Below are 12066 nucleotides of genomic sequence, written 5' to 3'. Positions count from 1 at the left end.
GATCGTGGCGGAGCAGGGCCAGGCACAGTACGGCCGCGGAGAGCCACTCGGCGCCTCGTACCGACTCGTCGACCTGCTCGGCACGGGTGCCACCGGCGAGGTCTGGCGTGCCGAGCACACCGCCTCGGGCGAGCACGTCGCCGCGAAGCTGCTGCGCGCCGAGCTCGCCGCGGACCCGGCGATCGTCGAGCGCTTCGTGCGGGAGCGCACCGTGCTGCTCGGGCTGCAGCACCCCTCGATCGTGCGCGTCCGGGACCTCGTGGTCGAGGGCGACCGGCTCGCGATCGTCATGGACCTGGTCGACGGCGGCTCCGCGCGGGACCTGCTCCGGGCGTCCGGCACGCTGCCGCCCCGCGACGCGCTGACCATCACGGCCGAGACGCTCGACGCCCTGGCTGCGGCACACGGGCAGGACGTCACGCACCGGGACGTGAAGCCCGACAACGTGCTCCTCGCGACGGCGTGGACCGCGGGTGCGACGGGCGACGTCCGGGTGTCGGACTTCGGCATCGCCTCGGTCGTGGCGGACCGCGAACGCACGACCACCGGGCTCCTCGGCACGCCGCAGTACATGGCACCGGAGTCGATCAGCCAGGGCCGCGCGGGTCCGGCGGCCGACGTGTACGGCGCCGGGGTGATGCTCTACGAGCTCCTCGCCGGCCGCACGCCCTTCGCCGGCCCCGGCACCGACTTCGCCGTCGCCTACCGACACGTCACGTCGGACCCGCCCCGCATCGACGTCCCGGACGCACTCTGGACCGCGCTCACGACGCTGCTCGCGAAGGACCCGGGCGCCCGCCCGGCCGCGGCCGACGCCGCCGCGACCCTCCGCCGGCTCGCGCGATCGCTGGCGGAGGCCCCGGCACTCGCCCCGGCCGCTGACCCGGAGTCATTCAAAGAGGTCGAGCGGCCCGCGACCGTCGTCCGCGGCGTCCGACCGGACACGGCGGCGGAAGAGGCCCCGGCGGTCGAGGACGCCTCCCCCGCGCCGGAGCTCGGCCCGGCCGGCTCCCAGACCGTCATCCGCCCGCTCGCCCGGCAGCCGTTGCCCGTCGTCCGCGAACCCGAGGCACCGCCGCGGAGCCGCTGGCAGCGCCCGGACTGGCTGACGAACCGGATGGCGGCGCTCGGTGCCCTCGGTGTGGTCCTCGTCGCCGCGCTCGTCGTGGGCGGGGTCGTGTGGCTCCCCGGGGCGCTGGCCGGTCGGGGCTCGTCGACGCCCGCCGCCACCGCGCAGGCGGGCAGCGCGTACCAGCAGGACCGGCCGCTGCCGACCGGGCTGACCACGACCCGCAAGGCGACGATCGACCCGGAGCGCGGCACGGTCACCCTGTCGATCACCTACGCCGCGCAGTCCGTGGCGCTCCGCGGGCCCCTGCTCGAGGTGGTGCCCGGCGCCACCGCGAAGGCATCGTGCCCCGCGGTGACGTGGACCGGCGAGGGCGTCTCCGCGGCGCGCAACCAGCCGTCGCTGACCGGCGTCGGCACCGCGTGCTCGTGGGCGCTCGACGACGTCGAGGTCCCCGCCGGCCAGGACCTCACCGTGCAGGCGAGCGTCCGGCTCGCCGGCGTCCGCGACCAGGCGGCGCTGCAGGAGTGGCTCGACGCCGCCGGCAGTGCGACCACGGCCGCGGTGACCGACCGCGGGGTCACGGGGACCGCGTACCCGGTGCAGCGGCTGCAGGGCGTCGAGGTCCGCACGCCCGACCGCACGGTCAGCCAGACCACGCTCCCGGTGACGCTGGTGCCGGTGTGGCCGAGCGGCGCCGACGACCTCAACCCGCTCTACCGCAGTCCGGCGACCGGGAGCCCGTCGCAGATGCTGACTGACGTCGCCGGCGGCGAGTCCGGTGTGCGGTTCGCCGACGGGTGCTCGGGGGCGCTCGCGGTGTCGTCGGACGGACTGGTCGTGACGGCGCTGTCGGTCGCGCCGTCGTGCACGGTGCGGGCCACGGTGGGGAACTTCACGAACCTCGAGAGCGCGCCGTTCGGGATCACCACGCGGGACTGATCCGTCGCGTTCGATCGCCCGGCGCGCCTGGCCCCTGGGACGGGAGGCGCGTGGCGGGCTGGCGCCGTGCCTCCCGTCCGGCGGTGGCTCCCCGGTACTGGAGGCGCGCGGCGGGCTCGCACCGTGCCTCCCGTCCGGCGGTGGGCCGGGTCGGTCAGGCGCCGGAGGACGCGGTCTGCACGAGGCGGACCGACCCGCCCGACGCGGCGTAGCCGCGACCGGCGCTGAGCGCGACGGGTGCGCGCCGGGGCAGGGTGATGCCGAGGAGCTCGCCGTCGTAGTCGACGTCGGGCTGCAGCAGGACCCCGCAGCGGCTCTTGCGGACCTGTCGTGTCCAGTGGCTGTAGAGCGAGCGGAGGTCCACGGAGCGGCCGGCCGCGACGACGCAGAGGCCCGGTCGTTCCGACGTCAGCAGCGTCGCGATGCCCTGGTCCGCGTCCTCGAACCGTTCGGCGTCGTCGACGAGCAGCAGGACCGGCCCGCGTTCGAGGCGGAGTCCGGCGAGGAGTGCGGGGACCTCGTCCGCACCGACCGCGACGCGGTCGAGCGGTGCTTCGGCGAGGGGCGACCGTCGGTCGCAGATCCCCCACACGGCGGGACGGACGCCCTCGGCAGAGCGGGCGAGGTCGGCGAGGGCGAGGAGCACCGTCGACTTGCCGGACCGCGCGGGGCCGGCGACGAGGACGTGCTCGCCGTCGTAGACCTCGAGGACGGCGGTGCCGAGGTCGTCCTCGGCGATGCCGACGGGGAGGCGCCAGGGCTCGGCGTCGAACCGGGCGGGTTCGGCGAGGTCGCCCACACGGACGGCGTCCGGCAGTCGTCCGACGGCGCTGGTCTTGGTCGGCGCTTCCGGCCACGCGGCGACGACGTCGGCGACGGCCCGGTCGAGCGGCACGGTCGGCGTCGCGACGTGGCTCTGCAGGCGCATCGTCGAGTCGATGAAGCGACCGGGCACGGGCGGCGGGACGTCCTTCGGGCGGACGCCGATCGAGGAGTAGTCGTACGGGTCCGCGAGGCGGAACAGCCACTTCTGGGTGGTGACCTCGTCCATCGCTGACGGCACCGCCTTGGCGCGGGTCGTCGACACGGCGAACGAGATGCCGAGCGCGGGGCCCTCGGCGTAGACGCGGTGCAGTGCGTCGAGGAGCAGCTGCCCCTCGAAGTCCTGGTACTCGTCGCGGAGGGCGGCGAGGCCGTCGATGAGCACGACCGCGCGCCGACCGCCCGGGGCGGCCCGTCGGCGCTCGAGGTCCGCGCGGAGGTGACGGAGGAACCGCGCCTGCAGCTCCCCGGCGCCCGGACCGGAGCCGACGTACGCGGTGGTGTGCGGCAGCCGCGCGAGGGGCGCGAGGTCGCCGGCGCCCATGTCGAGGACGAGGAGGTCGAGGTCGGCGGGGTCGTGGGTGGCGGCGAGGCGCAGGGCGAGGCTCGCGAGGGCCGTGCTCGTGCCGCTGCCGGGGATGCCCATGAGCATGAGGTTGCCCTCGTCGAGGTCCCAGCCGGCGGGGACCTGGCGCTGGTGGTCGGGGTCGTCGGCGAGGGCGATGACGACGTTCCTGTCAGGCGGGGAGGTCGCGGTGCTGACGGGCAGCGTGTCGAGGTCGACGCGGTCGCCCAGTGCCTCCGGCCAGATCGGGCGGGGCGGCGCGTACCCGGCGGCGTCGTTCGCCCGCCGGATCGCGTCGATGAGGACGTCGAGGTCGGTCTCGTCCGACGCACTCGGCGCCGGCGTGGGCATCGGCGCAGGGACGCCGAACACGTCGGTCGGGCGCGCGGTCACCGGCTGGTCCTCGCGCTGGTCGCGGGCGCGGCCGGTCACCAGGGCCGTCTGCACCGGCGTGATGTCGTCCTGCCCGAGCTTCACGAAGGCGCGACCGGTCTGCTGGCGACCGATCGCCGATGCGGCCGGGACGCCGATCACGTTCGTCGAGTCCTCGCGGCTCTGGACGCGCAGAGCGACGCGGAGGTTCGTGTTCGCCAGGATGTCCTCGCTCACGACACCGGCGGGACGCTGCGTCGCGAGCACCATGTGCACACCGAGCGTGCGGCCGACCGCGGCGATCGCGACGAGGGACGTGAGGACGTCCGGGAACTCCTTCGCGAGCATGGCGAACTCGTCGACCACGAAGAGCAGCCGCGGCATCGGCTCGGTCGGACCGGTGGCGAGGTAGGCGTCGAGGTTGTCGATGTCGGCCCCCGCGGTCGCGAAGACCCGCTGGCGTCGTTCGAGCTCGGCCTCGAGCGCACGGATGGCACGGTCGGCGAGCTGCTCGTCGAGGTTGCTGATGGTGCCGATCGTGTGCGGGAGCCGTTCGCACGCGGCGAAGGCGGCGCCGCCCTTGAAGTCGACGAGCAGGAAGTTCAGGCGGGTCGGGTCGTTCCGAGCGGCGAGCCCGGCGACGAACGACCGGAGGAACTCGCTCTTGCCCGAGCCCGTCGTCCCGCCGACCAGGCCGTGCGGGCCGTCGCGGACGAGGTCGATCTCGAGCACGCCACCCTCGGACGAGCCGATCGGGGTCGAGACGCCCGTTCGCGCGTCCCACGCCGCGCGGATCGCCTCGGGGCTCGACGGGTCGAGCGCGGTGTCGCCGGCCCCGCGGCGCTGGGTCACGGCGAGGAGCTCGGGCAGGCGGACGAGCGCGGGCAACGAGGCGCCGGGCACGGTGAGCTCGGGGTCGTCGAAGTGCGCCACGGCTCGGGCGGTCCGTTCGGCGGTCTCCGTCGACAGCCCCGCGAGCACGACGTCCTCGACGCGGGTGCGGTCCTCCGGCCGGTACACGGTCGCGGCTGCGTCCGCCGCGACCGTGATGATCGTGGTGCACGCGGCGGGGAGCTGCTGCTCGTTCGTCGCGATGACGATGCCGCTGACGCGCTGCCGACGCTCCCCCGGACGCAGCGACACCCCTGGGACCGTCCGTCCCTGGCCGAGCAGGTTGCGCGCCGGGGCGTCACGGCCCTCGGTCAGGACCTCGGAGTCGACGACGACGAGCAGGTTCGGCGTGGGCAGCTCGTCGAGCGACTCGCGCAGGCCGCGGAGGACCGCGGCGCTCTGGTCGCGCTGCGCCGACATCCAGCGCGCCCCGGTGCTGCTGCCCGCCACACGGGTGTGCGGCAGCCAGGAGGCCCAGGACCAGTCCGTCTCGCGGCCGCGGTCGCAGAAGACGCCGACGGTCAGGTCCGCGGGCCCGCAGTGCACGGTCGCCTGGGCGAGCAGGCTGCGCGCGAGGGCGAGGGCGCCGTCACGGTCGCCGACGATCCCGACGACCCCGGCGTCCGACAGGTCGGTCACCACGGGCGCCGCGGTGAGCCGGCTGTCCGCGATCGCGGCCTTGGCCTCGTCCTCGAGCTTCGTGGTCGCGGCGCGCTGGTCGACCTCGGGTCGCCACGGCGCGTCACCCGTGCCGGCGTGCAGGCTGAGGAAGTCGTCGTCGTCCGAGCGGCGCTGCCAGAGCGCGGTCGTCGGCAGCGCGGCACGGCGGACGACGGTGGCCGGATCGGGGACGAGTTCCTGCCGGCGCGCGGCCTCGACCGCCGCCGCGGCCGTGATCTCGCCGCGGAACGTCTCGACCGCCGCGGCGAAGCGCGTCTCCTCTTCCTTGAGGTTCTTGGCGCGGCGGTGCTTCTGCTCGAACCACATGCCGATCGCCGTCACGGGGCTGAGCAGGGCGAACAGGGCGAAGCGCGCGTCACCGAGGAGCAGGACCATCGCGCCCGCGAGGACGAGCGGTGCCGCCACCGTGATCCAGCTGAACTTCGACGCGGGAGCGACGTCCTTCCGCGTCGGCGGGACGACCGTCTCGGCGTCACCGACCCGACCGGGCCGCGGCGGACGGTTGAACGGCGCCGTCGCGGCCGGGGTGAGGTTCGGCAGCGATCCGGCCGGCGGCACGGTGGTCTCCGGCAGCTCCGGGCGGACCAGCAGCACGGCGCCGCCGACGATGACGCTCGTCGTGCGGGTGAGCAGGACGCCCTCGTCGTCGATCCGTTCGCCGCCGATGACCGTCCCGTTCGTCGAGCCGGCGTCGCGCACCCGGACCCCGTCGCCCTCGCGCTCGACGGTGCAGTGCTCCCACGATGCGCTCTCGGTCGGCAGGACCACGTCGGCCTGCGGCGCTCGTCCCACCACGAGCTTCCGGTTCCGCGGCACGGCGAGGACCAGGCCGGCGTCGAGCCCTCCGGCGAGGGTGACGCTCCAGCCGTCGACCGTGCGCGGGCGTTCCCGCGCCGTGCGGGCGATCCGGGAGCCCTCGAGCAGGACGAGGTCACGGAGCGGGGTGTCCGAGCTGGTGTGGTGGCCGTCGACGGCGAGCGGGGTACCAGGGTCGAGGACGGTGCCGGTGGTCGCGGCGACGAGCGCGCCGAGGGTGGCCACCCCCGTCCATCCGTCGACCTCGACGGTCTCGCGTCGGTCGTCGAGCTCGATGAGCACCCGCATGCCGTGCCTCTCCGTTCGTGTCGTCGGTCAGCGCTTCGTGTGGTTCGTCAGCGGTCCGTGCGGTCGGCCAGCGCTTCGCGGTGGTGGTCAGCGCTTCGCGGTGGCGGTCAGCGCTCCGTGTCGTCGGCGAACCAGACGAGGGACGGCGATCCGCTGGCGTCCGCGGAGTCGTCCGAGGCCGCCGGTCGGAGGCCGAGGTCCTGCGCGGACGACGCGAGCACCGAGGCCGGGCTGCGCATCGCCTCGTGCGTGCGGAACACCAGATCGGGTCCGGCGAGCCCGTCACTGCCGGAGAGGTCGAGGGTCGCGAGCGCGTCGGCGACCGCGGACGGCTCGTCGCTCCGGGCCGTCCCGACCGCGCGGACCAGGGCGATGACGGCGTCGTGGCTCCGTGCGTCCGCGACGGGAGCGACGGACGAGAACGGCCGGTCGCCGGTGAGGTTCTTCGCGTCGGCGTCGTCCGCGAGGACCCGGAGACCGCCGAGGAAGGCGGACATCGACCGACCGGTGGCGTCCGGGTGGAGGGCACGGGCGTCGTCCGTCTCGACCCCGACCGTCCGGAAGCCGCCGCTCAGGCTGCCGCCGGCCTGGGTCAGCGCGGCCGCGAAGGTCGGGCTCGTGGCGTCCGCGGTGAGGATGATCGGGGCGGTGACGTCCGCGGACTGGAGCGCCGCGACGAGGGCACCCTGTCGTGCCGCCGGGCCGCTGAGCACGACGGCGTCGGAGTCCGCGGCGTCCGGGGCGTCGGCGCCGGAACCGGTCGCTGTGTCGGTGGTCTGCGCGGCGACACCCGTGCGCTCGGCGATCGTGGTCGCGAGCGCGGCCGTGTCGGCGTCGCGGACCGCATCGACGACGTGCGCGACCTGCAGGCCGGAGGGTGCTCCGCCCCCGAGGTCGACCAGCAGCGGGGACTTCGCGGAGCCGAGTGCCGAGCGCATCGCGGACGCCGTGGAGTCCGTCGAGGGCGCCGTCGACCAGGCGTCGTCCGAGCCGGTCGCGTACGGGGCGACGACCGGGATCCCGGCCGACGACGCAGCCGCGAACGCGCCGTCCACGTGGCGACCGGACGATGCGACGACGATGCCTGCGACGCCCTGCTTCGCGAGCGTCTCGACCGCGGCACGTGCGCCGTCGGTCGAACCGGCGTCGTCCTGCGCCACGAGCTGGACCGTCGTGCCACCGAGCTGCAGCCGTCGCTGGGCGACGAGGGCACCCTGCGCGGCATCGGCCCACTCGGAGCCCTCGCCGTCGCCGAGGGTCACGACGACGCCGATCTTCGTGCCGTCGGGGACGTGGGCGACCCGGACCGGTACGGGCGCGGTGGCAGCGACGGCCTCGGCCGGGGTCTCAGCGGCGGAGCGCACGGCGACGACGGCGATCACCACGGCGGCGACGACGAGGACCGCGAGCACCACGAGGAGGATCGTCCGCCGACAGCGTCGCGTCGTGCGGTCGTTCGTCGGCTGTTCGGCGCCGGACTGCTCGGCGCCGGACGGTTCGGCAGACTGCAGTTCCGGTGCTGGCTGCTGTCCCGGTGCCGGTTGCTCGGTCGTGCGGCTCATCGGTCGGCTCCGATCCGGAAGGCGTAGAGCGTCGTGGCGGTCGCGCCCGACGGCACGTCGAGCCGGAACGCCGGGAGCTTGGCGGCCGCGTCGAGCGACGACCGGAACTGCTGCTGCTGGAGCAGGATGCCGGCGACGTCCTCGGCGCGGACGTTCGCGTAGCCGGCCGCGTTCTGCGACGCCAGGGCGAGCTGGTAGTCGGCGGAGTCGGACTTGGCGGCGCTCGTCGCCATGGCGCCGAGGATGCCGGAGCCGTTGACCTTGCGGTCGCCGAGGTCGAGCATCACGCGGTTGAGGTCACCCGTCAGCAGCGTGCTGGCGCCCTGGACGTCCCGGACCGAGGCGCTCGTGCTCGCATCGATGCGCTGGAGGCTCGCGGCCGTCTGGCTGTCCACCGCGGACGCCAGGCTGCTGCTCTGCTGTTCGAGCGCGCCCTTCTGCTCGTCGATGGTGCCCTTCGAGTCGCTCGTGACCTCGCCCGAGGTCGTGCGGAGTCCGGCGATCGACTGGTCGAACGCCTGCTCGACGGCCTGCTGGCTCTTCCCGGCGGTGCCGCTGACGTTCCGGACCTGCTCGTCGATGAGGTCCTTGACCTGCTTGCCGGAGTCGTCGGACGCCTTCTGGAACGCCTTTCGGACGGCGTCCTGGAGGTCGCTCTGCTGGTCGCTCACCTGCTTGAGCTGGTCGTTCACGACCGCACCCGACCCGGCGGCGCTCCGCACCAGGCCCTGCAGCTCACGGACCGATCCCTCGACGGAACCACCGTCCTGCGCGACCGCCGTGCGGACCTTCTGCACACCCGGCGCGATCGCATCGACGGCCGTCGCCAGCGAGGTCACCGCGGCACCGAGGCCGGTCGTGGCCCGGGGGTCGGTCTCGGCGACGATCGCGTCCCAGGCCTCGGACTGGGCGGTGAGCCGCTCGTCCATCGGCGTCGAGAACGGGAAGCCAGGGCGGAGCGTCGTCCCGTCGGGCGCTCCGTCGCACGGCGTGGCCGTCAGGTACCCGCGCAGCGCGTCCGCGTCGGTCTGGTCGAGGTCCTTCAGGGCGACGAGCTGGCAGATCCGGTCGGCGAGCGCGCTGTTCTGCGCCTGCATCGACCCGCTCGGGAAGCCGTCCGTGGCGTCTCCGACGGCGCTGCGCGCGGCACGGGCACGGCCGTTGATGCTCGCCACCGACTCCTGGACGGGGCGCACGGCCTGGTCGCTCGTCGCCACGAGCGCATCGAGCTCGTCGAGTGCCTGCCCGACGGCTCCGGTCTCGTCGCTCCCGAGTGCCTTCAGCATGTCGGAGATGGTCTCTAGCTGGTCGTTCAACGCCGTCGACTGCTCGATCGCCTTGTCGGACAGGTCGGGATCCAGCCGCGCCGCCAGCTCCTGCCCCTTGCTGACCAACCCGATCAGCGAGCTGTTGACCGCAGCCGAGGACTCCCAGAGCGCACAGGTCAACGAACCACGATCCTCCTGGCTGGCGCAGCTCGTCGCATCCGGCGCGGCCGGTCCGACGGACGCCGCCAACTGCGTGCTCACCTGCTGCTTGCAGAGCTCGCTCGCCTGCGCGTAGCCCTCGAGCTGGGAGGAGACGCGCAACAGGTTGCCGTAGACGCTGCCGCCCACGGCGTCGGTCTTCGGCGCTGCGGCGCAGCCCCGGCCGTCGAGCACCGGTGCGGGCGCCCTGCCGGAGGTGTCGCCGAGCAGCGCGTCGAGGCTGCTCGTCGTCTGCTGGAGCTGCTGCAGCACGGTCGACTGCGTCGTCTGCACCGTCGCGCCGAGGTCCCCGTTGAGCGAGCCGAGCTCGCCCGCGAGCGACTGCATCGTGCTCGCGAGGGACGCGCTGCTCTCCTGCAGCCGTTCCGCGGTGCGCACGCCGAGTGTCTGGGAGGTGGACTCGAGGTTCGTCCGGACCTCGGTGATGGTCCCGCCGGCCCGGGCCAGGACCTCGTTCACCTGCGCGATGAGGTCGATGGTCCGGCGCTGCAACGCGAGTTCCGAGTCCGTCTGCGAGCCGAACGCCCCGTTCAGCACGCCCTCGGTCGACAGGTCGGTGGTCAGGCCGGGCTGGGCGGCCACGTCGAACGCGGGGGCCGAGAAGTCCTTGACGTCGGCGACGAGGTGGAGCGTGCTGCTCGCGCCCGAGGTCGGCGGTGCGAGGAGCCGCCCCCACTGCACGACGGCGTCACCGTCGGCGTTCGTGCTGACCACGCCGTCGGTCGCGGCACCACCGTCGACCCCCTGGGTCACGATGCGGTCTGGCGCGACCCCCGGCAGGACGGTCGACGCGGCGACGGAGAACGGCGCCCCGACCAGGGCGGGGGTCGTGCGGGACGACCCCGCGACGTCGTAGGTCAGGTTCTTCGACCGGACCGTGAGGTTCTCGATCGTGAGGTCGACCTCGACCCGGCCGGAGTAGCCGTCGAGGTCCGACAGGTCGGTCCCGGAGCGCTTGGTCGTCGTGTACTGCGTCGTGATGCGGAGGGGCAGGTCGCCCGCCGCCTTGGCGACGTCGTGGTCGGTGGTCGTCGACGAGGACCCGTCCGCTCCGACCGCGATCGTCGTGTCGGAGATGGCGCGGACCGAGCCGTTCGGGGTGAGCGTCGTGTCGACGGTCTGCAGCAGCCGGGACGGATCGTCGACCTGCCGTTGGTCGGCGGTGCACCCGGCCAACGTCAGCGCGACGACGGCCGACACCGCGACCACCCCGGCCAGCCGACCACCCGGTCGTGCTCCGGTTCCCCCGGCGCGCGTCAGTTCCACGATCGTCCCCCTCAAGAATCGACAGCGCGTCCGATGCTAGTCGCTGAAATACCGTGAGGGTTCGTCCATCCACAGGTCACAGCACCCCCGTTCGGGCCACAGCACCGCGATGTCCGCTTTGACGGATCCCGTGGAATTGATACTCTGCACTTCGTTGATGGGGGGAACGCCGAGTGCTCCAAGCGCTCGGAGTTGCACGATCGGATGACCAGTCCACCCTCACGAGCGGTTGACTGGTCATCCGATCACAGGGGGAACGAACATGTGGATCTCAGTCGTGTCCGTCGGCATCGCGTTCGTCGCGGCGATCGGCATCACGTGGGGCGTGACGAGCGCGACGCGTCGGAGCGACCGGCGTCGGCGAGCCCGCGGCGAGAAGCTGCCGACCGAGGGCGGCGCGCTCGTCACCGTGCGCTTGCGCCGTCGGCAGTGGCTGGTGATCCGCGTCCTCGCGATCGTGCTGCTCGTCGTCGGCGGGCTGTTGGGCCTCGTGGTGATCGGACTCGCCGCCGAGGGCGCACCGCCCTCGATGGTCGTCGTGGCGGTGGTCTTCGTCCTCGCCGGCACCGGCGGCATCGTGCTCGCGAGCTCGATGCGGCGGACCCGGATCCTGGCGATGGAGGACCACCTGTTGGTCCGGCAGGGACTGCACGAGGAGCGCCGGGTCAACCTGCGCGAGATCGCCACCCTGGCGCCGCTCGCGAACCAGTACGGCGGGGTCCAGGGGCGCTCGGCAGACGGACGACGGCTGTTCCACGTGATGGGACTGGCGCGGGGGTACGCGGAACTCGACGCGTACCTGCAGGAGCGGGTCGTGCGCGACAGCGCTCCCGCCCCTGCGGCGTTCGGGCCTGCCACCCTCCCGGTCCCGCCGTGGCGCGGCGTCTCGGCCAGCGCCGACTGGACGAACATCCCGCTCAGCCAAGGGGGTCGTCCACGTCCGGTCATCCGACTGTTCATCGGTGGGGACGTGGTCGTGCTGCACACCTCGGACGTCCGGGCGCTCGTCGACGGCCGGCAGGCGGTGGCCGAGTCCGACTCGCAGCCGCTTGCGTTCCTCGCAAGCCCCGCGCTCGTCGACCCGACGTCGCTCGGAGGTCAGCAGGTGGCTGGTCTACCGCCGGAGAGCCTCGTCCTCCTCCGCGGTGCGCAGGAGGCGCCGACGGCGGTGCTCCGCGACGCCGATGCCCGTACGTTCCGGAAGTGGGTCAGCGGTCTGCCGCGCTGACCATCGGAGGCTGTCCGGCAAGTACCGGCCTGGAGGCACGGTGCGGTCCGCGCGGGCACCGTTTGCGACGCGCGAAC

General features: G+C 73.9%; 5 protein-coding genes. 2 read left to right on the top strand and 3 right to left on the bottom strand.

Annotated elements, in window-relative coordinates; translation table 11 throughout:
- The first annotated feature begins 4 nt into the window (after positions 1 to 4).
- Positions 5 to 2011 carry a serine/threonine-protein kinase gene (locus HUN59_RS02825; protein ID WP_174777435.1) on the top strand — a complete coding sequence of 669 codons (2007 nt, stop codon included), beginning with the start codon at positions 5 to 7 and terminating at the stop codon, positions 2009 to 2011.
- Between the two features lie 154 nt (positions 2012 to 2165).
- On the opposite strand, the gene HUN59_RS02820 is transcribed toward HUN59_RS02825, so the two are convergent.
- The 3 genes from HUN59_RS02820 to HUN59_RS02810 form a co-directional block, all read right to left on the bottom strand.
- Complete coding sequence (locus tag HUN59_RS02820; RefSeq protein WP_174777434.1) at positions 2166 to 6446, bottom strand: FtsK/SpoIIIE domain-containing protein; 4281 nt, start codon at positions 6444 to 6446, stop codon at positions 2166 to 2168.
- Between the two features lie 107 nt (positions 6447 to 6553).
- The gene (locus HUN59_RS02815; RefSeq protein ID WP_174777433.1) at positions 6554 to 8008 is read right to left on the bottom strand and encodes a hypothetical protein; all 1455 of its coding nucleotides are present in this window, start codon (positions 8006 to 8008) and stop codon (positions 6554 to 6556) included.
- Positions 8005 to 10761: a hypothetical protein gene (locus HUN59_RS02810; RefSeq protein ID WP_174777432.1), complete on the bottom strand. Its 2757-nt coding sequence runs from the start codon at positions 10759 to 10761 to the stop codon at positions 8005 to 8007. The genes HUN59_RS02815 and HUN59_RS02810 overlap by 4 nt, the downstream gene beginning before the upstream one ends.
- A gap of 262 nt (positions 10762 to 11023) precedes the next feature.
- Here HUN59_RS02810 and HUN59_RS02805 point away from each other — a divergent pair, with 262 nt between their 5' ends.
- Positions 11024 to 11989 carry a hypothetical protein gene (locus HUN59_RS02805; protein ID WP_174777431.1) on the top strand — a complete coding sequence of 322 codons (966 nt, stop codon included), beginning with the start codon at positions 11024 to 11026 and terminating at the stop codon, positions 11987 to 11989.
- Positions 11990 to 12066 lie beyond the last annotated feature (77 nt).

The organism is Curtobacterium sp. Csp2, assembly GCF_013347165.1.
This window is presented reverse-complemented; position numbering and strand designations above follow the sequence as displayed.

Coding starts and splice junctions, on each gene's coding strand:
- HUN59_RS02820 (WP_174777434.1), bottom strand. CDS start 6,446: ATGCGGGTGCTCATCGAGCTCGACGACCGACGCGAGACCGTCGAGGTC.
- HUN59_RS02815 (WP_174777433.1), bottom strand. CDS start 8,008: ATGAGCCGCACGACCGAGCAACCGGCACCGGGACAGCAGCCAGCACCG.
- HUN59_RS02805 (WP_174777431.1), top strand. CDS start 11,024: ATGTGGATCTCAGTCGTGTCCGTCGGCATCGCGTTCGTCGCGGCGATC.